Origin of the sequence: Luteirhabdus pelagi, assembly GCF_016827595.1 — a bacterium.
GTDB classification, from domain to species: domain Bacteria; phylum Bacteroidota; class Bacteroidia; order Flavobacteriales; family Flavobacteriaceae; genus Luteirhabdus; species Luteirhabdus pelagi.
Map to the genome: position 1 here is coordinate 195,581 of NZ_JAECMS010000001.1, position 22,005 is coordinate 217,585.

Below are 22,005 nucleotides of genomic sequence, written 5' to 3' on the forward strand. Positions count from 1 at the left end.
TGCTTCACCTTCAGCCAAAAATGCTCCATAAACTTTTCAACCCAAGTAAAAGAGCCGTAATTACAATTACAACCGCAATGATGTTATGAAATTTACCATTCACATAATCGCCCAACACGGTGCTACGATTGGCCGCCCAAACCAAAAATATGGCTATGATGGGTAATAGTAAGGCATTCGCTACCTGAGCAAATTGAATGATTTCAATAGGTTTCAAGCCAATGGAAGAAAATAGAACTCCAATAACCAGAATGGAAATCCAAACGGCCCGAAACCGATTCGATTTTAAACTGCCCGTCCAACCAAAACATCCTTTCGCAACATAGGCAGCAGCCAAAGGTGCCGTAATCGCAGACGTTATACCCGCTGCAAACAAACCAATTCCCAAAAAATACGTGGCAAAATCGCCAAAAATTGGCGCTAAGGCCAGTGCCATGTCGCTGGCATTTTCAATATGCTGCTGTTGAATGGCAGCTGCACAGACGATGATAGCGATGGAGACGATTCCGCCCAAAATGATTGAAAAAAACAAATCTGCTCTAGCTGCCTTTAAATCCTTCGGTCCCTCCCACTTTTCACGAACGAGGGAAGCGTGCAAAAACAAATTATAGGGTACTACCGTTGTTCCTACCAAGGCTATGACCATTAACCAGCCTTCTGCAGGAACGGACGGAATGAAAAGTCCGGAAAGTACGGCCGACCAATCCGGTTGCGTCGCAAGGGCCGTTATCAAGAAAGAAAGGCTCATGATTAAAACCAAGGCCACGAGGCTTCGCTCAATCACTTTATAATTCCCGATAATAAGCAAGGTGAAAGCTATGATGCCGATAAAAACACTTAGGTAATTGAACTCGAATGTACCCATCGAAACCGTTGCATTACCCCAAAGGGTCTGGAGCCCAAGCATACCACCGCTTATATTTCCGGCTTCGTAGGCAGCATTTCCGACAAGGATTGCAGAAACGATGAGGAATATCGCCAATACTCGCATGGTTCTATTTGGAATTTCATGTTTGACTACTTCCGCAAGTCCCTTGCCGTAAACCAAACCGATTCGTGCCGCCATTTCCTGAAGTACGATGGTAGCGACGATGGAAAGAACCATGGCCCATAACAAGGTGAAGCCAAAGCGAACCCCAGCCAAGGTACAGACGGTTACGGTTCCAGGTCCGATAAACGCTGCCGCCACCAATGTTCCGGGTCCGATATTTTTAAATAGATTTTTCAAAATGGAAACAACTTAGTTGTCGAGTTGCAATAAGGCATAAATGGCGAAGCTTCCGAGCCAATGACCACCTTCATAGCTGTCGCCCACCAAATTTGGATAGGAATACTCCACGTGGCGGTTGGCTACATCCTTCAAATGCTCGAATTCCTCATATTGATTTGCCAATCCGTATAACACCCAGGCGCGACTGAAATTTAAACCGTCAAGGTGTACCAATTTTCCATCGGTACGATCGCTCACCTCACCAGGCTTCAACATATAGTCTTTATCCATGAGTTGGGGCATAAATTCCTTCAACCAGGACATGAATTCATCTTTTGGAAGAATCCTTCGCATCATATCAATTTCTTCCATACAGGGCGAAAGAAAATCATAACCACTCGGTTCCCAGCCTATCGGGCAATCGGTATCATCTCGATAGAATTTCGTTGCCCTCTCTGCTAATAGTTGCTCAAATCCATCATTCCCTACGGTAGTCGCATAATCGTAGGCAAAGGTGAGTCCGAAGGCTGTATTGGTATGTTCACCAACGCGGATGGGATAGACCAATTTCGGTAGGAATTCAACATTTTTAGAGACGATTTCATCGGTTAGGGGTTGAAGCGTATTGTAAAGTTCTTTCCCCAACGGATCATCCCATGTGTACAGTGCTTCCGAAAGCTTCAACAGCCAGGCCCAACCGTAGGTTCGCTCGTAGCTTTTGTTGATATCACGTTGAAAATAGGCTAGTTCGGTAGCGACCTTCTCTTCGGTAATATTTCGCTGTAAAATAGCTCTTGCCTGTTCAGCTTTTTCCATACTGGGGAACTGTTTTAGCAACGTTACCATCGACCAGTAGCCATGGACAGCGCTATGCCAATCGAAACAGCCATAGAAAATAGGATGTAACGTTTCGGGCGACTGTAAATCCTCATCGCTCCCGATAGTCTGTCCTAACTTATTTGGATATTCGTTTTCGACACACTCTAACGGTAATTCGAGTAAGGCATTCGCTTCATCTAATGTGAATTCAGGTTCTGGATACGATTTGATAGTAGTTGGTGTTTTTTTGGTTTCTTCCTGAGTATTCTCCTTTCTTTCCGAGTTACAACCGAAAAGAAGTACTGAAGTAAGAAATAAAGTGATAATATGTTTCATGAAAATTTTATTCTAAAATTACGTTATACACAAATCGCAATGGAACTATAAGATATGAAGAATCAGATTGGTCATTTCAAAACACATAGGCCTCTAATACTTTATCGATATTACTTCACCTTGCTCCGTAACAGGATGGATATCTTCAATAGCAGCCCAATTTTCTTTCGCACTGGGAACCTGAACAGCGGCCAAGTGATAGATCCCAAACATTTTAGCGTCTAGTTCAATATCTTTTTCCTTCGCATCGGTCATAATCCAATATGGAACAAAGGCCCAATCGATATCTTCCACTGTTGCAATGGTCTCGGCACTTTCCGTATCGCCAGAGAGATAAATTTTCTTACCATGCCAGGTTATTAAATAAGAATAGTGGTTCATAGACCAACTATGCTTAGTTTTGAAAGCTTCGACTTTGAAATCTGGTATGGAAGTGCCCAAAGCTTCGAGTTCTTCAATATTCCACGCGCCATACTTTTCGCCTCCCTTTTCCTTAAGGACCTTTCGCATATTTTTTGCTGAATAATGGTCGGAATGTTTATGGGTAAAAATGAAGATTGCGTTCTCCTTTATTTTATCCATTTCACTTTCATCGAACTCCATATAATTATGCGCTCCCGATTTATAAGGAAAATCGGTATATATATTCGTAGTGCCATCGGTTAGGTATAGGCCACAATTTCCTATGAACGTTATCCGTATTTCATTCGTTTGTGAGACTGCACTATACGTTGCCATTAAAAATAATGAAAACGCTAAAAGGAATTTTTTGGATTGCTTCATGAAAGGTTGGATGATGTGTTAGGCCACTAAAGATAGCCAAATAATCTTCTTACCAATCCATTTCGAATTGGTTCATAAAAAAAGCCGTCCCAAACGGACGGCTTTTGCTTTCAAAGATACATCGGATTACATTTTTACATCTTCCAATTCTACTTCTTCACCTTCGGTGTCGATCAGTTTCACCTCATCGAAGCCCATATCCTTGAACTGCGCAAATTGGGTTGCGGCATCGCCAACTACCAAGTACGCCATTTTGCTTTCATCCAAATACTTATTGGCCAAGGCTTTGTGTTGCTCCAAGGTCATATCTCGAATAACAGACTCTTCATTTTCGATATAGTTCTGCGGAAGGTCATAGCTGCTCATTTCCTGAAGCATTCCCAATAAAGAGAATTGCGTTTCGAAACGACGAGCGTTACTCTTGATCATTGCATTTTTGGTGAATTCTAAGTCTTCTTCCGAGATGCCTTGTTTATATTTTGAAATTTCATCTCTAAAGATTTCAACACTCTCGCCTGTGGTGTTCGTACGAACACTTGATGAAGCGGTGAACGGTCCAGGAATTTTACTTCCACTGAAACCACTACGTGCACCATAGGTATATCCTTTTTCTTCACGTAGAATTAGGTTTACATTTCCGCTAAATGATCCACCCAACTTATAATTCATCACTTCCGCCGGATAGAAATCGGCATCGGTACGCGGCATTGCCAAATAACCAATATTGATGACAGATTGCTTCGCATTCGGAATATCTACAAAATATAGCGATGCCTTATCTCGTTGCTCTGGAATAGGGTATTCCGGAATTGTTACCTCTTTCTTTTCCCAACGCTCTGCCAATCCGTTCAAATGCTGAAGGGTTTTGTCCTTATCGATAGCTCCCACCACATGGAAGTTACTGATATTCGGTGCGAAATTATTGTTATAGAATTCCTTCACATCATTAATAGTCAATCCTTCCACAGACTCCACAGAGCCGCTCGTAGGCATGCTATAGATGTGGTATTCACCATATAACAATTTGTCGTACACCTTATTCGCTACTGCATTCGGGTTACTTTCAGAACGCTTGATATCGTTGATGGTTTTCGTTTTAATACGCCCGAATTCCTCTTCATCCCAACGTGGTTCTAAAAGAATTTCTTCTACCAAGTCCATGGTTTCATCGAAGTTACGCGCTAAGGTATTTCCTCGGATAACAATAGAGCTATTGGTGGTATACATATTAATGGAAGCTCCTAACAATTCGATTTCCTCTTCTAGTTGTTGTGGTGTTTTGTTGGCCGTACCTTCCATCATAATATCGGTCATAAGGTTGGCAACTCCATTTTTATCCTTGCTGTCCATTAAGTGACCGCCTTCGATAACCAAGCTGAAGTTTACGGTTGGAATTTCATTTTGCTCAATTCCATACACTTCCATACCATTGTCTAAGGTAGCCGACCAAGTGGTAGGTATACTCAAATCTGGAACTGGGCCCTGTTCTGGTGCGGTACTGCGATCTATTTTTGATGGTGTTTTCGCTACTTCAGTATTGGCATCTTCTACGGTACGCTCGACGTTTTCAGTGATTTCCTCTTCGACTACGTTAGCCTTTTCAGAATTTTCAGCAATGAGATCCATCTGTCCTTTTGGAACAAAGCTTGTCATTACAAAAGGCTTGTCCTTGATGTACTCGTTATACACACGAACCACATCTTCCTTAGTTACCTTTTTAATATTTTCGATGTCTTCTTCAATAAAGCTAGGTTCTCCAGCAAATACATTATACTGTGCTAACTGAAATGACTTTCCAAGAACACTACTGATGCCATTGTAAAAATCGGTTTCAAGACCAGCTTTGATGCGCTTCATGTCTCGATCGGTAACACCTTCTCTTTCGAACATGGCGAAGGCTTCCCGGATTCCGGTTTCAACACTATCCAAGTCTACTCCATCGTTGGCAGTAATGCTAATGTGGAATTCTCCAGCCAACTCCTGACCATTGTGGTAGGCACGTGTACGGGAGGTTAGGTCTTTTTCCTTTACTAATACTTTGTAGAGAGGTGCTTTTTTTCCATCGGAAAGAATTTCGGAAAGGATATCCAATGCATACGCATCTTCGGTATACTGTTCGACCGTAGGCCAAACCATATCCAAACGCGGTGCTTTGGCAAAGTTGTCTTCATGGTACAAACGCTTGGTTTCATCTAAAGTTACGCGCTGTGGTTCCAAAGGTGCCACTTCCTGACGTTTTTTGATTTCACCGAAGTATTTTTCAACCAATGCTTTTGCATCTTCTTTTTCAAAATCTCCTGCCAATACTAAGGTTGCATTGTTCGGACCGTAGAAACGATCGTAAAATTCGTGTACATCCTGAACCGTAGCATTTTGAAGGTCTTCCAACTCTCCAATTACCTGCCAACTGTAGGGGTGATCGGATGGATATAGGTTTTTATCCAATACGTAGCTGGTATGACCATACGGACGGTTGTCTACGCGCTGTCGCTTTTCGTTCTGTACCACTTCCTGTTGGTTGTAGAAAGCACTTTCGGTAACGGTATTGATAAAGAACCCCATTCGGTCGCTTTCTAACCAAAGTACTGTTTCTAATGCATTTTTGGGAACTACTTCATAATAAATAGTACCATCTTTCCAGGTACCACCGTTTAGGGTTCCCCCCGCATTTTGAATCGTTTTAAAAAACTGATCCTGTGGTACGTTTTCCGACTCTTGGAACAACATATGCTCAAAAAGGTGCGCAAACCCTGTGCGACCCTCCTTTTCTCGGTTGGATCCTACGCCATACTGAATGGCTACAGAAACAATGGGATCGCTTTTGTCCTGATGTAGTACGACATCTAAGCCGTTTTCCAGTTCATACTTTTCGTAATCGATTGATAACGTTGCTTCATCACTTTCAGATGTAGCTGTTTCGCCTTCCTTACAGGAGGTGAAGGTCATGGATACGACCAACGCCATCACTGCCGAAAGGGCAAGAATTGATTTGATTTTCATTGTAGTTGATTTAATTGAATTTCAAAGATAACGGCTGGACATGGTCAAAATCTTAACAAAATGTTAAATTGAATTGACGCACCATTAATAATTAGTGTTCCTTTTCAATTAAACGCTACAATTCCGCATACATTATCCAAGCCACCCATCTCGGTCTAAACTTCTATATTGAATGGCCTCTGAAATATGGGTTCCTGAGATCGTTGATTGGTTATCCAAATCGGCGATTGTCCGGGCCACTTTCAAGATTCTATCGTAGGCTCTTGCCGAAAGGTTCAAGCGTTCCATGACCGTTTTTAAGAGTTCTTGCGAACCATTATCCAATTTGCAAAATCTTCGAATTTGCTTTACGCCCATTTGGGCATTGTAATGAATGTGTCTATAGGCCGTAAACCGTTCGGATTGTAGTAGTCTCGCTTTCGTTACTCTTTCCCGTATTTCGATACTAGATTCTCCTTTCCTCTCGTCGCTTAGTTTGTCGAAGGGAACGGGAGTCACTTCAATATGAATGTCGATTCTGTCAAGCAAAGGACCCGAAATCTTGCCTAGATAGCGTTGCATTTCGGATGGACTTGAAGTAACCGGGGCTCCAGGCTCGTTGAAATAACCACCCGGACTCGGATTCATACTTGCCACCAGCATAAAGCTAGAAGGATAGGTCACTGTAAATTTTGCTCTGGATATGGTTACCTCTCGATCTTCCAGTGGCTGTCGCATTACTTCCAACACACTCCTTTTGAACTCGGGAAGTTCATCTAAAAACAAGACGCCATTGTGTGCTAGTGAAATTTCGCCCGGTTGCGGATACTGGCCTCCTCCTACGAGGGCTACATCCGAAATTGTATGATGCGGCGACCGAAATGGCCGTGCCGTCATAATGCCATCCTTGTCCATTGTTCGTCCCGTAACACTGTGGATTTTTGTCGTTTCCAAGGCTTCTGATAAGCTCAGGGGCGGTAAAATACTTGGAAGTCGTTTTGCCAACATCGTCTTTCCACTTCCCGGTGGGCCAATGAGAATAATGTTATGACCTCCCGCAGCAGCAATTTCCATACAGCGTTTGATACTCTCCTGCCCTTTCACATCGCTGAAGTCAAATTCAGGCGCAGCAAGATGTTCGTAAAACTCCGCTTTCATATCTACCGAAGTAGCTTCCAATGGTTTCGATTCGTTAAAGAAGTCAATAACCTCAGCAATCGATTTCACACCATAGACCACTAAACCTTCCACAATAGCAGCTTCCTTAGCATTTTGCTCGGGAAGGATAAGGCCTTTAAAGCCCTCCTCCTTCGCTTTAATAGCGATAGGTAAAGCACCTCTAATGGGTTGAAGAGTGCCATCCAAAGACAATTCACCCATAATTATATACTCGGATAGCGATTGGTTTTCGAGAATTTGGCCCGTGGAAACCAAAATTCCCATAGCCAACGTAAGGTCGTAGGCACTTCCCTCTTTTCGCATATCGGCTGGCGACATATTCAGAATTATTTTTTTACCTGGAATTTTGAAACCGTTATTCTGAAGAGCGGCAGCAATTCGAAAATTACTTTCGCGAATAGCATTATCGGGAAGTCCGACGAGATGATAGCCAATGCCTTTATCGGTGTTTACCTCGACGGTAATTGTAGCAGCTTCGACCCCTACCACTGCACTCCCATATACTTTAGTGAGCATAAAAAAGAAATTTATGCTGGGAGTTGCCAATACAAGATACTAAATAATCTGATGTAGTATAAAAAAGCCAAGCAAACGGCTTGGCTGTTGTGCTTAATCTTTATGCATCCTTCGGTAGCTCTTCTTGGTAGCGAAGGTGAAGGCATAACTTTTACCACCGTCGAAGTTTGGTGGGACCGTGACTTCAATAATATAGCGTCCATTGGAGTATATTTTTAGGATGTCCCCATCGTCGGTGCTCGATTCCTTCAGGTCGAAATCCAACTCGCGCATTTGGTTGATATAATTGTTAAAGGCCTCTTCCGATCGGAAGCGCATCATAACCCCTTGGGCTCTTTCAGCTTCAGAGAAATAGTATGTGATGTAGAAAATGGCAGGATCGCCGACTTTGTAATTGGGACGATCGTGGACAAACTTTACATTACCATAGTTTTCTTCAGTTTCATCGCTTCCAGTGTAAAAGAACCAATTTTTACCGCTTAAGTAATCCTCTACAAGACCTAGGTCCTTCTTGCTTAAACTTAACATTTGTTCTACTGAAAGATTTTGCCCCATCAGGCCAAAAGAGAACATCATAAAAAGACAGAATATTCCAATATTCTTCATGTGTATCATTTTTATCGCAACGTAGTGCGCTGTTCAATTGTGGGGATAGATAGTAAGGAGATATCCTTACCTTAGAAATTTGGTTCAATATTTCAATACAATATTAAGAAAAAATATAGTACATGAATACAGTTGAACAACCCCAAATATAAGGCCAATTTCCTATTGAAGGGAAAATAATCGTTTAATCCACTTTAATTTCGATTTGGTGTAGGGAGGATATTTCAATGGAAGTTCAAACCAATTCGTTTTTTGGAGAATGCTTTTATAATGGGAAAATGCCTTAAATCCAGCTTCACCATGATAATTTCCCATGCCGCTTTGTCCTACTCCACCAAACGGAAGTTCGCTGTTCGAAATGTGCATGACCGCATCGTTCACAGCCCCACCGCCAAAGGAAACCTTAGAGAGAATTTCATTTCGTACGCTCTTGTTTTTGGTGAAAACGTAACAGGAAAGTGGTTTGGGAAGTTGTATAACCTTTTCGATAGCTTCTGAAAGCGACGAATACTTCAATATAGGAAGAATAGGTCCGAAGATTTCCTCTTGCATAACTGTATCAGTGAACGAACAACCGGTCATAAGCGTCGGTTCAATGAAGCGCTCCTCCCTTTCAACCGTACCACCATAGACAACCTTTTCATAATCGATCATTTTTTGAAGTCGATCCACATTATCCTTATTTATAATTTGAACGTAGTTCCCATTCTCAATAGAATAGCTTACTTTGTTGATTTCAGCAATACATTTTTCAACAAAATCATCGTGAATCTTTTCATCCACCATAACGTAATCTGGCGCAATACAGGTCTGACCCGCATTCAGGAATTTTGCCCAGACCAACCGTTTTACCGTTAATTTCAAATCGCAATCGGCACTGATAAAAGTGGGGCTTTTTCCACCAAGTTCCAATGTTACAGGCGTTAGGTTTTTAGCGGCTGCTTCATACACGATGGTTCCCACCTTGGGACTACCCGTAAAAAAGATCTTATCGAAATCAAGTTTTAACAACTCTGTGGTTTCGGGTACGCCTCCTTCTACTACCTTTAAAAATCCAGGATCGAAATGATTATTGATCAATTTTGCCATGATAGCACTGGTATGTTTCGGAAGCTCACTAGGCTTCAGGATAATAGTATTTCCAGCAGCAATGGCCGGCACCAAGGGCGCCAAAGATAACTGATAGGGATAATTCCAAGCGCCTATAACCAACGAAACTCCTAAAGGTTCAGAAATGATGTAGCTTTTTCCGGGAAGATTTACCAGACCCGTAGATACCGATTTCCGTTGTGCCCACGACTTCAGATTATTAATCGCAATCTTTATTTCGTGATATAATAGTACCAGTTCGTTGGTATAGGTTTCGAATTCCGATTTTTTGAAGTCTTTATAGATTTCTTCATATAAAACCGTCTCATTCTCTTGAAGGAGCGCTTTCAATTCTTTCAATTTTTGAATGCGAAAGGATATAGGACGCGTTTTTCCAGCATTGAAAAACGAACGTTGTGCTTGAAACAAATCTTGCATGAGTAGCTTCTTTTCAGTTGAAAAGTAACGCTTTTAGAAAAGTTAGGTTGTTAAGAAAACAGTAAACTTAGCCCTTGCTTCTGTTTATGGCCTTATATTCCTCGTAGCATTCACTGATAGCATCGAGTATTTGAAGGTCGTTGGCCGTACGGATGAAGGTTTCGGAATAGTTACAGTTGTTAAGAATTTCATCTATGTCAACCTTTTCCAATTGCAAAACCGCCATGAGCGTTTCACGATCATATTTACTGGCAAGGAGATTCCGGATTTCATCATCTTCCTTCATTTTCCGTAGCTTACGCATCTGTTTCGGACGTTTTCCGAAGACATTATAAAGGAAATCGGCAGGATTGAAGATAGCGCTTAGCACTTTTGTCACAGCGCCTGGCTTCTTGCTACCCCCCTCATAGCCTGAATTTAAGCCCGCAATTCGATAGCGATAATTGTCGTATACGGGAATTATTTTTGCATCCACTTCAACATAACCGGTCAACTGTACGGGTCGTACCACCACTTCTTCTAAGGCAATCCCAAGCTCTGTCATTTTCACCTTAATATTTCCAAACTTGATCCAGTCGTTCGTTACCCGAACCCGAATCGATTTGAAACCTAAATAGCTAAAGTATAAGGTATCGTTAACCTTTGCACGAATCTCGAAATCGCCTTCCGCATCGGTAGTGGTCCCAATAACTTCATTGAGGTTTACGATATTCACATTTTCCAATGCCTTATCGTTAGCACTGTTCAGCACCTTCCCTTGAATAATAGTATCATCCTCCTGTGCCCAAGAAAAAACTGTGAACACAAGCAAGAGTGACGTAAGTAGGTAGGTTTTCATCATAGTAAGGTGCTAAATTACATAAAGAGACGAGAACTTCGTGCCAAAGTTTCATTTCCTCCGAAAAGATACAGCCAAAAAGTGGGCTATCAAAACAGCTTAACGTCTTCTTCTACGGCCGCTCGTTCCTTTTCCTTTCGGTTTCGAATCCTTGCGTCGGCTTTTTCCCTTAAAGGATGGTTTTCCGCCATCGCGACCACCGCCACCACCACGGTTTCCTCCTTTTCGGTGTCCTTTCTTATTACCTCTTCCTCTGCCTTTTCCACCGCCACCTTTACGGCGACCTTCCTTGGAAAGTTCAACAGAAATCTTGCGACCATCCAAGACGAAATCGCTAAAGATCCCCATAACCAGCTCCGTATGCTTTGCATCGGTGTTGAAGAAAGAGAAACTATCGTGTACATCTACATGAAAGACATCGTCCTGACCCAATCCAAGTAAGTCGCGAAGGAAATCCTTCAGACTCTGCCAGTTGAAATCGTCGCGGCTTCCAATATTGATAAAGTACCGAACCTTATCGTCGCTATAGCTCTTACCTGAATCCTGACCTGCTGAAGAAGCAGCAACGGCATTTAGGTCCTTTTCGTTTTTATAATAGTTGAAGAATCGCGTAAATTCTACCGAAAACACCTTTTTAATCAGTTCTTCCTTGGTAAAGTCTTCCAATACTTCATTTATATTCGGAAGATACGGATCGATCTCATGATTCACCTTAGTATCCTTGATACTATTCGCAAGGTGAAAGAGCTGAATCTCGCAAATTTCCATTCCACCAGGAATTTCTTTTTGCTCGAACTTCTTTTGAATTATTTTTTCAATCTGCGAAATCTTACGGCGCTCACTCTTCGATACAATTACCATAGAAACCCCTGACTTTCCTGCGCGACCGGTTCGTCCGCTTCGGTGGGTGTAGGTTTCAATTTCATCTGGTAATTGATAGTTGATAACGTGCGTAATATCGTCTACGTCAATTCCACGCGCGGCCACATCGGTGGCAACCAACATTTGAATCTGACGTGTACGGAACGATTTCATCACCAAATCGCGTTGGTTCTGACTTAGGTCACCGTGAATGGCGGCAGCATTGTAGCCATCCTCAATCAATTTTTCTGCAACCTTTTGGGTATCGCGCTTGGTTCTACAGAATACCACAGAGAAAATATCTGGATTGGCATCCGCCAACCGCTTCAATGCTAAATAACGATCACGAGCGTTTACAAGATAGTATTCGTGCGAAACATTTTCGCTCCCAACGTTTTTGGAACCGATCGTAATTTCGACCGGTGCATTCATGAATTTCTTTGCAATCTTCGAAACCTCTTTCGGCATGGTAGCACTAAATAACCAAGTGCTCTTGTCTTTAGGTGTATGCGAAAGGATTTCGGTAATATCTTCGTAGAAGCCCATGTTCAACATTTCATCGGCCTCATCTAATACGCAATATTCCACTTTTGAAATATCGACCATGCCACGGCCGATCATGTCCTTCATCCGGCCCGGGGTTGCTACTACGATCTGAGCACCTTTTTTAATTTGTCGTGATTGTTCGCTAATACTAGCGCCACCATAGATGGCTGTTACGTTTAAGCCTTTGTAATGCTTTCCGTAATTGATTAGTTCATTTGTAATCTGAAGACACAATTCGCGGGTTGGAGAAAGGATAAGTCCTTGCGTTGTACGACTGTCGACATTAATTTTTTGAAGCATGGGAAACCCAAAAGCTGCGGTTTTCCCGGTTCCGGTTTGAGCAAGTGAAACGATATCGGTTTCACGGTCCAATAAAATAGGAATAGTTTTTTCCTGTACTTCCGAAGGGGTTTCAAAGCCCATATCGGTTACTGCCTGAAGGATTTTTTCATCCAGGCCTAATTCTTTAAATGATGCCATAAAATGGTTTAAAATGTAATTGGTGTTGTTGGGAAGCATGCGACGTTTTAAACCTAGGCTTCATTTTCAACACCTTAGTCCCCACCCTGGGGATTTTTTCAAGGCGGCAAAGATACTGTTTTATTTTCGATTATAGATATGATAGCGAGGGTTATATTTTTAAGATAAAAAAGCTGAGAGTCCAGAGTTCAGAGTTCAGAGTTCAGAGTTCAGAGTTCAGAGTTCAGAGTTCAGAGTTCAGAATTGAGAATGGAGAATTCGGAATGGAGAATTGAGAAAAGTGAAAAAAAAGAATAATGTACAAAGCCATCAAAATCCAATAAGCCGCAATGCTTAGTGGTCAAAAAACGCCTATGGGCTATTGACTTAAGACTATCTACCACATCAAGGTTTGGAAGTTGGAAGTTGGGTGTTGGACGGTAGAATTTGAGATTTGGAATTTGAGATTTGGTGCTTGGTGCTTGGTTCTTGGTTCTTGGTTCTTGGTTCTTGGTTCTTAAAGATTTTATACTATCACTACTCACCCGCCCGAACGTACCGGCAGGAATTAGGTCATGCGGCCGTTCGGTACGGGCGGGCTACTCACTGCTCACTACTCACTGCTCACTACTCACTACTCACTACTCACTACTCACTACTCACTACTCACTACTCACTACTCACTACTCACTACTCACTACCCACCGTTCACTATTTTTTAAATACTCCACCAAATACCGAAGTGCCTTCCCACGATGACCAATTTTGCCCTTTTCAGCTAATGTCATTTCTGCGAATGTCTTATCAGAACCTTTCGGTTGAAAGATAGGATCGTATCCAAAACCTTCTTCGCCTCTAGGCTCCTCGGTAATTTTACCATCACAAATGCCTTCAAAAAGCGTATCCACTTCATTAATGGTTAAGGCAAATACCGTTTTAAACCGCGCTGAACGATCTTCGGTATCGGCAAGCTTCTCCAATACTTTTTTCATATTCGCCTCGGAGCTTCTTTCTTCACCTGCATACCGCGCACTATAAACGCCTGGCTCGCCGTTCAAGGCAGTAATCTCTAATCCCGTATCGTCAGCAAAACAATTATAGCCATAGTGGTCACGGACAAAATTTGCCTTTATCGCTGCATTCCCTTCAATGGTTTCGGCGGTTTCAGCAATGTCGTCATGGCAATCGATGTCCTCCAAGCTCAACAATTCGATATAGGAAGGCATCAAAGCCCTAACCTCTTTCAGCTTGTTCTTATTGTGGGTTGCAAAAACGAGTTTCATAGCGGTGATTTAGAACTAGCGAAGGTACGCGTTTTCCGCTTAGTTCGTAGCATGTAATGCTACTCTATTTCCTTCCGAATCGATAAAAACACCCATATAGCCATGCTCGTCGGAAATCTTGGTCTTCGGTTGATAAATCTTACCTCCGGCCGCTTCAACTCTGTCCAATTCGTCGCTGATATTGGCCGAATGAAAATACACCATCGTTCCTTCCTGACTCGGAATATAGCTTTCCTGCTGAACCAAGGTCCCGGTAGCTCCAGGTGAATTCATATCGCCACTCGGAAACCAGCCCATCAGAAAGCCGCCAAAATCGACGCGTTTGATTTCAAATTGAAAGACGTCCTCATAAAATTTTTGTGCCCGATCCATATCGGAGACCGGGATTTCAATCCAAACAAAAGGGTTTTGTGCCATATTAGTATGTAATTAATTGATTATGTGTTTTCCATTACCAGTTTTAAATCGTGAAGGCCTTCTTCAAAATCCTTCCCCACCATCTTGTCCATACTCATAAAGAGCATCATGACGTTCATCGGTGGTTTATGTTTTCCATGAAAGCCCCAAGTGACCTCCGTCTTGGAAGGTTCTACTTCACGAAGAACGAAATAGCCTGTATTGACGCTTTTGAAAGGCTTAAAAAAACGTATCTCATTTTCGATACGTTCGTTGGGAAGTATCAATTTAATTTCCTGTTCTCCCGCCCCTACTTGCTTGTGGTTACTATCCCAACGCGAAACAAATCCCACGTTTCCGTCTTCACCATCAAATTCACGATGCATATCGGGATCGCGTTTCATCCAAGGCGACCATTCATCTTGATTCTTGATATATTTTAGATAGTCGAAAACGGTTTTTTTATCGCGATTGATAATCATACTTCGATTCACATCAAACTTCTTTGGTGCGACAAGCGAGAGTATTATTAGAAGAACAATAATTCCGATTAAGATGTATAAAAAAATCATTTAGGTTGGTTTTTAATGAAGCGCTAACGCTCCAACCTTTGAAGTTACGATTTTTTTTCTTCATTAAAACGCTGAATGATAGCGTCGGAGCTTTTGATGGTTTTTTTCATCCACTCCATTTCTATAGCTTGTTTTTCTGCTGAAGAAAGCTGCCAATCGACATCCAATTGTCGTATTTTGGTAACCAGATGCTGAAGGATAATAGCAGCCGAAACGGAAATATTCAAACTTTCGGTGAAGCCATACATCGGAATCTTCAAAAAACCGTCCGCCCGTCGCATTACCTGATCACTCAAGCCATCGCTCTCCTTTCCGAAGAAAAAAGCACTCTTTTTGGTTGCATCAAATTCGTGAAGCAGTTGCGAGTCATTATGTGGAGTCGTCGCGATTATCTGATAGCCTTGCTCCTCTAATCGGTCCATACAGTTTCCTATAGCGTCGTACCGATGCAAACTGACCCATTTTTGGGCACCCATGGCGATTTCCTTATCGACACGCTTTCCCTTCAACTCCTCCACCACATGCAAATCCTGAATGCCAAATACATCGCAGGTACGCATCACCGCACTAGTGTTGTGTAATTGGTACACATCCTCGGTAGCAACGGTAAAATGACGGGTACGCTTGTTCAACACTTCCTGAAAAAGTGCTTTTCTACGGTCGGTCAAATAGGTTTGTAAGTATTGAAAAAGTTGCTGATCCAAAGGAAATGGGTATTTTTAGATGACGAAGATATAAAAAAAGCATTTGATGAAAATTGCAGTCCTAACAGGTGCAGGCGTAAGTGCCGAAAGCGGAATAAAGACCTTTCGCGATAGTAATGGTTTATGGGAAAACCATGATATTATGGAAGTTGCTTCTCCCCAGGGTTTTGCTAAAAATCCAGAACTAGTACTCGACTTCTATAATAAACGAAGAAAACAATTGAAGGAGGTCGACCCCAATCCGGCGCATCATGCAATTGCCGATTTGGAGCAGGAGCACGAAGTGGTAGTCATTACCCAAAATGTTGATGACCTTCATGAACGGGCAGGAAGTTCAAAAGTGATCCATCTTCATGGGGAATTGAAGAAGGTGCGTAGTACCTTTGATGAAGACCTCATTTTTGATTGGGAAGACGATTTGAACATTGGCGATTTCTGCGAGCATAATCAGCAACTTCGTCCGCATATTGTTTGGTTTGGTGAAATGGTGCCTATGATGGAAGTCGCCATGCAAGAAGTGGCCAGTTGTGAAGCCTTAGTCATTGTGGGAACCTCGATGCAGGTATATCCGGCTGCAGGTTTAAAAGAGTTTGCACCACCGCATGCCCCGATCTATTTTGTAGATCCGAACCCTTCCATTTATCCTTCACAGCGAATAAAAGTGTTTGCTGAAAACGCTTCCACAGGCGTTCCAAAAGTGGTCGAACAACTAAAGTAAAAATGGCCAACAGCGAACTACTTCATCAGATTAGCTATGCAAAAGCCTATCGCGAGAACCGACTTGGAGCCGCGAAATGGGTACTCGCAAATCCTGAAACCTTTGGGGAGTTGTTAGAATATTGCTACGATGACGATGACGAAAGAGCGTATAAAGCCACTTGGGTATTGGAATTTGTTTGTAAGGAAAAGTTGGATCTGCTCTATCCGCATTTCGATTACTTCTTCGAACACCTTCACACCCTTACTACCGATCAATCGCTTCGACCGATGGCTCATATTTGTGAAATGATCGTACTGCAGTATTACAAAAAGAAAGAAACTTCTATTCAGAAGTGCTTCACGCCTTCACACAAGCAAAAAATGACAGAATGCTGTTTTGATTGGTTGATCAGTGACCAAAAAGTTGCCTGTCAAGTAAGGGCTATGACCTGTTTGCAGTATCTAGGCGCCGAAATAGATTGGGTTCACCCTGAGTTAAAAAACATTCTTCAACAAAACCTGCCTACTGGAAGTGCGGGCTATAAATCGAGGGGTAAAAAGATCCTGAAAAGCTTGTCGAAAAGCTAAGTGTTGCATATCAATTATACCTCTTAAAATCACTATCTTTGCGGTTTTCAATTTGCAATAGCGACCAAAACCCTTTATTATGTCGACCCACGCCCTTCAAGCCATTTCTCCCATCGACGGACGATATGCCTCCAAAACCGTATCCTTGGTACCTTATTTCTCGGAGGAAGCCTTAATTAAGTACCGAATTCAGGTTGAAGTTGAATATTTTATCGCCTTGGTAGAGCAGCCATTACCTCAGTTGAAGGATTTTGATAAAAGCCTTTTTGAAGACCTACGCAGCCTTTATAAAGATTTCTCTATTGAAGACGCGCAGACGGTGAAGGATACCGAAAAAGTGACCAACCACGACGTGAAGGCAGTTGAATATTTCATCAAAGGCAAGTTTGATGCGCTCGGGCTTCAGGAGTATAAGGAATTTATTCATTTTGGGCTCACGTCGCAAGACATCAACAATACGGCGATTCCGTTATCGTTGAAAGAGGCGATGAATTCGGTGTACGTTCCGAATCTTTTGGAAGTGAAAGAGAAATTAGCGGAATTGGCAACCGACTGGGCCGAGGTTCCGATGCTGGCGCGAACACACGGACAGCCGGCTTCTCCCACACGATTAGGAAAGGAGATTTCGGTATTTGTCAATAGAATTGATGAGCAATTCGACTTATTAAACAATATTAAAAGTGCTGCGAAATTTGGTGGCGCTACCGGAAACTTCAACGCGCATAAAGTGGCGTATCCCGATATTGATTGGAAAGCATTTGGAACCAAGTTTGTTCAGGAGAAGTTGGGACTTCACCACTCCTTCCCTACGACTCAAATTGAGCACTACGACCATATGGCGGCCTTGTTCGATTGTTTGAAACGCATCAATACTATCCTGATTGATTTGGATCGTGATATATGGACCTATGTATCGATGGATTATTTCAAGCAAAAAATCAAAAAAGGGGAAGTGGGTTCAAGTGCCATGCCGCATAAAGTGAACCCTATCGATTTTGAGAACAGCGAAGGAAATTTAGGTATTGCAAATGCTATTTTCGAACACCTATCGGGCAAGTTACCCATTAGTCGCTTACAGCGCGATCTTACCGACAGTACGGTATTACGAAACATCGGCGTGCCGATTGGTCATACCCTTATCGGATTGCAAAGCACCTTAAAAGGCTTGAACAAATTGTTATTGAACAGATCGAAGTTTGAGCAAGATCTTGAGAACAATTGGGCCGTAGTAGCGGAAGCCATTCAAACCATTTTGCGACGGGAGAATTATCCCAATCCTTACGAAACCTTAAAAGGGTTGACGAGAACGAACGAAGCTATCAATCAGACTTCGATTGCTGATTTTATAGAAACCTTGGAGGTATCGGAGGAAGTGAAGAAGGAAATGCGAGCGATTACGCCTGCCAATTATACTGGGATATAAAAAAAGCCTCTCCGAAGAAAGGCTTTCTAAACTATTTAAGGTTATATTAATCTTCCGCTGGAAGGCTTATCTCTTGCCGCTTATCTCCTAGTTCCAGCATGTTTCCTACGCTCTTTAGTGAGGAGACGTCTACATCTCCTTTATCGATGGAACGCATCAATTGGATCATTTTATCGGGTTCCATATTATCGCCTATTAGTCGGAAAACGGCAAACCCTCGTTCATTGTCGCTGGCGAACACGATCAATTCATCGATTGCATCTTCTTCCCCTACATATTTAAGGGTTGCACCACGCTTATTGGAGCCCATTTTCAGAAGTGTTTTATACTCTTCTCCTTTTAGAATTTCCTTCAGCTTATCGCGTTCGGCTGAGTAATCGGTTCCGGTGGAATCATCCTTAATCGGGAAGGCCACTACATTAATTTTGTGGACCGTTTCCAGTACGGCTCGTTCCTCTGGTGAAAAGTTGCTGTTTTCGGATTCTAGCAAGCTTGTGGCAATATCTACTTTTAGAAAGGCATTGTCGTCTTGCTTTTCAACCAGGTATTCCTGCAGCGATTGTTGGTCGCTACAGGAAAACAAGGCTAAAAGGCTTGCAGTTAGTGGAATTAGTAGTCGGATAAGTGTCATATTAATTCTTTTTATCGATATTCTTTAATTGGTCACTTCCCGGCACATCGAGATCTTTTGTAAGCTGCGATACCTTTTTCAGGTCTATATTTCCTGTGATGCTCATAATAACGGTTTGGGTTTTTCCTTCCAATTCGCCTGTTAGGTGCATAAGCAGTTCACTTACAAAATTATCGTTTTTCCCTTCTCTCGAATAAAACTTCACATTCTTGCCGTCATCCTTCACTCGCATCAATTCGGAGAGCTTGGAGTTTTGGGAAACATAATCCTTTACGGCCAGATCCATTTCAGCGGCTACGGAAGGATTATCGGTAGTGAAAATCTTTATGTTTTCTAAGCTATTGATTAGGGAAAGATATTCCTTCACCTCGGGATCGTCGGAATCGAAATCCATTTTGCTTAATAGCTTGAACATATTTTTGGTGGCTACGAAGGAAGTCACATCGTCCTGATCCTCGAATCGGTCGAAGGCGTTTTGAGAGATCCCTGTGAAGGACAGTAGCCCAACGATTGCTATGATTGCTAACTTTTTCATTTTTATAAGTGTTTAAGTAAGGGTTATTTTAAAATTTTCTTTGTCGTGGTATTGAATTCGTCGATGTAGGTAAGCTCTTCCGCACCTTCATTAAAGTTCATCGAGATTTGCTGAAGGGCTGCCTTTGTTTTTTCAAAAGCTGCCAAGGCTTCTTGCTCTTCTTGCGTGAGACCTTGATTAGTATTTGTGAAGACATATCCTGCGACTCCGATAGCGATAACAGCCGAGGCTGCGATGCTAAGCCACCACCGTCGTTGCGCAATCAACGGTTTGGGCAATTCAATTTCTTTTTGCGAACGCTCTTGACGTGCTTGCTCGAACGCTTGGAACATAGGAGCGTAACTTTCCAAATGCGGTGCTACGGTTCCGTTCGAGAAATACTCTCGAAGCTGCTGTTCCTCTTGTATGGTTGTAGTGCCTTCGAAGTAGGCATCCAACAACATTTCAATTTTATTTGATTCCATAGTTGTATTGTTTTTTTAACGCTTCCCGAACGGTCTTACGTGCTCTGGAAAGATTTACGCGTATAGCGGTTTCATTACTATCCAACATTTTGGCGATTTCGGCAAACTCATACTGCTCTACATCTCGTAACTGCAGTACAATTCGCTGTGTTTCCGGTAAGGTTTCCATAATCTCGAAAACCATATTTACTCCATCGCGTGCTTCTACTTTTCGTTCCACATTATCGCTATGCTCATAATTTGAGTGTACGATCTTTAGGTTTCCTGCCTGCTTCGAGCGAAGTCGATCCAAACAATAATTCTTAGTCATCGTGACCGCAAATGCCTCTGGGTTGTCGTATTTTGAGATTTTTTGTTTTCCTTTCCATAATTTCAAATACACTTCCTGAACAGCATCTTCTGCCTCATCACGGGACACAAGAATTCTTTTCGCAAGCCGAAACAGCTTATCCTTATAGGGCATTACCGTTTTTAAAAATTCGCTTTGTGTCATTTTGGTGGTTGTTTCAGAAACCTTTTAAGGTCGCTTCTACAATTACGACGAACCACATGCCTATTTGTTACATCGCAATTTCAAGGCAAGTATTACAATAAAGAAATAAATTGGTAGTTTTACGCATAGATTACCCTTAATAGCTTAATTCCACAGTATTTTGAAAAAGAAACTCGTTTTACTCCTTCTCGTTGTTAGTACACTCTTCACATCATGTTTTGAAGACAACGACGATACCATAGCTTCCGCGTCAACGCAAGATATTCAGGATTTTATATATCGCGGGCTCAATTTCTTCTACCTCTATAAAAGCGATACCCCAGAACTGGCGAATGATGCTTTTTCGAATGAAACTGAAAAAAATGATTTTTTAAATTCTTTCGAAACACCAGAATCCCTATTCGACTATTTGAAATCGGATCAGGATCGATTCAGCATCCTGGTACCGGACTATATTGAATTGGAAAACTCCCTGAATGGTATTTCCCTAAGTAACGGAATGGAGTTCGGACTTGTTTTCGAGCCCAACAGCGACACTAATTTGTTTGGGTATGTTCGATACGTACTACCCAATACAGATGCAGAAGCCAAGAACGTGATGCGGGGAATGATCTTTACCACAGTAGATGGCGAACAGCTAACCGTGAATAATAGAGTTGAATTGCTTTCACGCGATAGCTATACTATTGGATTGGCCGACTACGATGGCAATACCCTAACGCCTACCGGCGAAACTATAGCGCTAACAAAACAGCAGTATACCGAGAATCCTGTCTTCATAGCTGAAACCTTAACCGTGGATGGAATAAAAGTCGGCTATTTGATGTACAATTCCTTTACCCGCGATTTCGACAGTGAACTAAATGCTGCTTTTGCCCAATTCCAGGCAGAAGGTGTAAATGAGTTGGTTCTCGACCTGCGATATAATGGCGGTGGAGCGGTTGAAACAGCGGTTGACCTTTGTAGTATGATTACGGGACAATTTAATGGAGATATTCTGTATACGGAGGAATGGAATGCCGATAGACAACAGCAATATGCCGAACCAGGGGTTTTCGATTCGTCGATTAGCAATGAGGAAGCTATCAATAGTCTTCAGTTAATGAACCTATATGTTCTAGCCACACGCAATACTGCATCTGCAAGTGAACTGGTCATAAATGGTCTGAACCCTTATATCAATGTAACTCAAGTGGGCACCAATACACGAGGTAAGTATCAGGCCTCTTTCATTTTATATGATGCACCAGCGCCTAATTTTTCTCGTAGCGAAGCAAATCCTGGCCATACCTACGCCATGCTTCCTTTGGTATTTAAAACGGCAAATAGTGTGGGTAATACCGACTATGACGATGGCCTAGAGCCCGATTTTGGCATAGGTGAGGACTATACCAACCTTGGAACATTGGGTAGTCCGAATGAGCCTTTGTTGGAAGCCGCATTAGGAATAATTACCGGTAGAAGGCCATCGATTTCACAACCTTCCTACCTAACTGAACTTGAAGGCCGAAAATCGCTCCTACCGGATTATCAAATTATGTGGGCAGAGAAATAAGTT

General features: G+C 42.3%; 21 protein-coding genes. 4 read left to right on the forward strand and 17 right to left on the reverse strand.

Translation table 11 applies throughout. The annotated features are described in order from the left end of the window. Window positions 1-10: 10 nt before the first annotated feature. The 13 genes from I4Q58_RS00905 to I4Q58_RS00965 form a co-directional block, all read right to left on the reverse strand. Window positions 11-1,231: an Nramp family divalent metal transporter gene (locus tag I4Q58_RS00905; RefSeq protein ID WP_203294296.1), complete on the reverse strand. Its 1,221-nt coding sequence runs from the start codon at window positions 1,229-1,231 to the stop codon at window positions 11-13. A 9-nt stretch (window positions 1,232-1,240) separates the two neighbouring features. After that, window positions 1,241-2,365, reverse strand: a complete 1,125-nt coding sequence (locus I4Q58_RS00910) for a DUF2891 domain-containing protein (protein WP_203292801.1) — start codon at window positions 2,363-2,365, stop codon at window positions 1,241-1,243. A 93-nt stretch (window positions 2,366-2,458) separates the two neighbouring features. Further along, complete coding sequence (locus I4Q58_RS00915) at window positions 2,459-3,148, reverse strand: MBL fold metallo-hydrolase (protein ID WP_203292803.1); 690 nt, start codon at window positions 3,146-3,148, stop codon at window positions 2,459-2,461. 126 nt (window positions 3,149-3,274) lie between these two features. Continuing rightward, on the reverse strand, window positions 3,275-6,148 hold the full coding sequence (locus I4Q58_RS00920) for a M16 family metallopeptidase (RefSeq protein WP_236002788.1): 2,874 nt from the start codon (window positions 6,146-6,148) through the stop codon (window positions 3,275-3,277). A 132-nt stretch (window positions 6,149-6,280) separates the two neighbouring features. After that, window positions 6,281-7,822, reverse strand: a complete 1,542-nt coding sequence (locus I4Q58_RS00925; RefSeq protein WP_203292805.1) for a YifB family Mg chelatase-like AAA ATPase — start codon at window positions 7,820-7,822, stop codon at window positions 6,281-6,283. 93 nt (window positions 7,823-7,915) lie between these two features. Next, window positions 7,916-8,428 carry a hypothetical protein gene (locus I4Q58_RS00930; protein ID WP_203292807.1) on the reverse strand — a complete coding sequence of 171 codons (513 nt, stop codon included), beginning with the start codon at window positions 8,426-8,428 and terminating at the stop codon, window positions 7,916-7,918. 162 nt (window positions 8,429-8,590) lie between these two features. Next, window positions 8,591-9,955, reverse strand: coding sequence for an aldehyde dehydrogenase (locus I4Q58_RS00935; RefSeq protein ID WP_203292809.1), 1,365 nt, complete (start codon window positions 9,953-9,955; stop codon window positions 8,591-8,593). Between the two features lie 67 nt (window positions 9,956-10,022). Then, window positions 10,023-10,793, reverse strand: a complete 771-nt coding sequence (locus I4Q58_RS00940; RefSeq protein ID WP_394369322.1) for a carboxypeptidase-like regulatory domain-containing protein — start codon at window positions 10,791-10,793, stop codon at window positions 10,023-10,025. Between the two features lie 99 nt (window positions 10,794-10,892). Next, window positions 10,893-12,680: a DEAD/DEAH box helicase gene (locus I4Q58_RS00945; protein WP_203292813.1), complete on the reverse strand. Its 1,788-nt coding sequence runs from the start codon at window positions 12,678-12,680 to the stop codon at window positions 10,893-10,895. A gap of 662 nt (window positions 12,681-13,342) precedes the next feature. Next, entirely contained in the window at window positions 13,343-13,942 is a 600-nt protein-coding gene (locus I4Q58_RS00950; protein ID WP_203292815.1) for a non-canonical purine NTP diphosphatase, read from the reverse strand. Between the two features lie 39 nt (window positions 13,943-13,981). Further along, window positions 13,982-14,359 carry a VOC family protein gene (locus tag I4Q58_RS00955; RefSeq protein ID WP_203292817.1) on the reverse strand — a complete coding sequence of 126 codons (378 nt, stop codon included), beginning with the start codon at window positions 14,357-14,359 and terminating at the stop codon, window positions 13,982-13,984. A 20-nt stretch (window positions 14,360-14,379) separates the two neighbouring features. Beyond that, the gene (locus I4Q58_RS00960; RefSeq protein ID WP_203292819.1) at window positions 14,380-14,910 is read right to left on the reverse strand and encodes an SRPBCC family protein; all 531 of its coding nucleotides are present in this window, start codon (window positions 14,908-14,910) and stop codon (window positions 14,380-14,382) included. 44 nt (window positions 14,911-14,954) lie between these two features. Continuing rightward, window positions 14,955-15,614 carry a TrmH family RNA methyltransferase gene (locus I4Q58_RS00965; protein WP_203292821.1) on the reverse strand — a complete coding sequence of 220 codons (660 nt, stop codon included), beginning with the start codon at window positions 15,612-15,614 and terminating at the stop codon, window positions 14,955-14,957. Window positions 15,615-15,657: 43 nt separating this feature from the next. Here I4Q58_RS00965 and I4Q58_RS00970 point away from each other — a divergent pair, with 43 nt between their 5' ends. The 3 genes from I4Q58_RS00970 to purB all read left to right on the forward strand — a co-directional run bounded on the left by I4Q58_RS00970 (window position 15,658) and on the right by purB (window position 18,324). Beyond that, window positions 15,658-16,332, forward strand: a complete 675-nt coding sequence (locus tag I4Q58_RS00970; protein ID WP_203292823.1) for an SIR2 family NAD-dependent protein deacylase — start codon at window positions 15,658-15,660, stop codon at window positions 16,330-16,332. 2 nt (window positions 16,333-16,334) lie between these two features. Further along, entirely contained in the window at window positions 16,335-16,901 is a 567-nt protein-coding gene (locus I4Q58_RS00975) for an adenylosuccinate lyase (RefSeq protein WP_203292825.1), read from the forward strand. 79 nt (window positions 16,902-16,980) lie between these two features. After that, window positions 16,981-18,324 carry an adenylosuccinate lyase gene (gene purB, locus I4Q58_RS00980; RefSeq protein ID WP_203292827.1) on the forward strand — a complete coding sequence of 448 codons (1,344 nt, stop codon included), beginning with the start codon at window positions 16,981-16,983 and terminating at the stop codon, window positions 18,322-18,324. Between the two features lie 46 nt (window positions 18,325-18,370). On the opposite strand, the gene I4Q58_RS00985 is transcribed toward purB, so the two are convergent. From I4Q58_RS00985 to I4Q58_RS01000, 4 genes are read right to left on the reverse strand one after another with little or no spacing between them, the layout of a single operon-like run. Beyond that, window positions 18,371-18,955: a DUF4252 domain-containing protein gene (locus I4Q58_RS00985; RefSeq protein ID WP_203292830.1), complete on the reverse strand. Its 585-nt coding sequence runs from the start codon at window positions 18,953-18,955 to the stop codon at window positions 18,371-18,373. A gap of 1 nt (window position 18,956) precedes the next feature. Further along, a complete protein-coding gene (locus tag I4Q58_RS00990; protein WP_203292831.1) occupies window positions 18,957-19,490 on the reverse strand; it encodes a DUF4252 domain-containing protein in 534 nt (177 codons plus the stop codon). Between the two features lie 23 nt (window positions 19,491-19,513). After that, window positions 19,514-19,954 carry an anti-sigma factor gene (locus tag I4Q58_RS00995; protein ID WP_203292833.1) on the reverse strand — a complete coding sequence of 147 codons (441 nt, stop codon included), beginning with the start codon at window positions 19,952-19,954 and terminating at the stop codon, window positions 19,514-19,516. After that, on the reverse strand, window positions 19,941-20,447 hold the full coding sequence (locus I4Q58_RS01000) for an RNA polymerase sigma factor (RefSeq protein WP_203292835.1): 507 nt from the start codon (window positions 20,445-20,447) through the stop codon (window positions 19,941-19,943). Before I4Q58_RS01000 ends, I4Q58_RS00995 begins: the two co-directional genes overlap by 14 nt. Before the next feature lie 160 nt (window positions 20,448-20,607). On the opposite strand from I4Q58_RS01000, the gene I4Q58_RS01005 reads away from it, so the two are divergent. Next, complete coding sequence (locus I4Q58_RS01005) at window positions 20,608-22,002, forward strand: S41 family peptidase (protein ID WP_203292837.1); 1,395 nt, start codon at window positions 20,608-20,610, stop codon at window positions 22,000-22,002. Window positions 22,003-22,005: the final 3 nt, after the last annotated feature.

What these genes read in the sequence shown, in the direction of transcription:
- I4Q58_RS00945 (WP_203292813.1), bottom strand. Translation starts at nt 12,680, where the DNA reads ATGGCATCATTTAAAGAATTAGGCCTGGATGAAAAAATCCTTCAGGCA.
- I4Q58_RS00995 (WP_203292833.1), bottom strand. Translation starts at nt 19,954, where the DNA reads ATGGAATCAAATAAAATTGAAATGTTGTTGGATGCCTACTTCGAAGGC.
- I4Q58_RS00930 (WP_203292807.1), bottom strand. Translation starts at nt 8,428, where the DNA reads ATGAAGAATATTGGAATATTCTGTCTTTTTATGATGTTCTCTTTTGGC.
- I4Q58_RS00955 (WP_203292817.1), bottom strand. Translation starts at nt 14,359, where the DNA reads ATGGCACAAAACCCTTTTGTTTGGATTGAAATCCCGGTCTCCGATATG.
- I4Q58_RS00920 (WP_236002788.1), bottom strand. Translation starts at nt 6,148, where the DNA reads ATGAAAATCAAATCAATTCTTGCCCTTTCGGCAGTGATGGCGTTGGTC.
- I4Q58_RS00910 (WP_203292801.1), bottom strand. Translation starts at nt 2,365, where the DNA reads ATGAAACATATTATCACTTTATTTCTTACTTCAGTACTTCTTTTCGGT.
- I4Q58_RS00940 (WP_394369322.1), bottom strand. Translation starts at nt 10,793, where the DNA reads ATGAAAACCTACCTACTTACGTCACTCTTGCTTGTGTTCACAGTTTTT.
- I4Q58_RS00985 (WP_203292830.1), bottom strand. Translation starts at nt 18,955, where the DNA reads ATGACACTTATCCGACTACTAATTCCACTAACTGCAAGCCTTTTAGCC.
- I4Q58_RS00935 (WP_203292809.1), bottom strand. Translation starts at nt 9,955, where the DNA reads ATGCAAGATTTGTTTCAAGCACAACGTTCGTTTTTCAATGCTGGAAAA.
- I4Q58_RS00960 (WP_203292819.1), bottom strand. Translation starts at nt 14,910, where the DNA reads ATGATTTTTTTATACATCTTAATCGGAATTATTGTTCTTCTAATAATA.
- I4Q58_RS00990 (WP_203292831.1), bottom strand. Translation starts at nt 19,490, where the DNA reads ATGAAAAAGTTAGCAATCATAGCAATCGTTGGGCTACTGTCCTTCACA.
- I4Q58_RS00925 (WP_203292805.1), bottom strand. Translation starts at nt 7,822, where the DNA reads ATGCTCACTAAAGTATATGGGAGTGCAGTGGTAGGGGTCGAAGCTGCT.
- I4Q58_RS00975 (WP_203292825.1), top strand. Translation starts at nt 16,335, where the DNA reads ATGGCCAACAGCGAACTACTTCATCAGATTAGCTATGCAAAAGCCTAT.
- I4Q58_RS00915 (WP_203292803.1), bottom strand. Translation starts at nt 3,148, where the DNA reads ATGAAGCAATCCAAAAAATTCCTTTTAGCGTTTTCATTATTTTTAATG.
- purB (WP_203292827.1), top strand. Translation starts at nt 16,981, where the DNA reads ATGTCGACCCACGCCCTTCAAGCCATTTCTCCCATCGACGGACGATAT.
- I4Q58_RS01000 (WP_203292835.1), bottom strand. Translation starts at nt 20,447, where the DNA reads ATGACACAAAGCGAATTTTTAAAAACGGTAATGCCCTATAAGGATAAG.
- I4Q58_RS00950 (WP_203292815.1), bottom strand. Translation starts at nt 13,942, where the DNA reads ATGAAACTCGTTTTTGCAACCCACAATAAGAACAAGCTGAAAGAGGTT.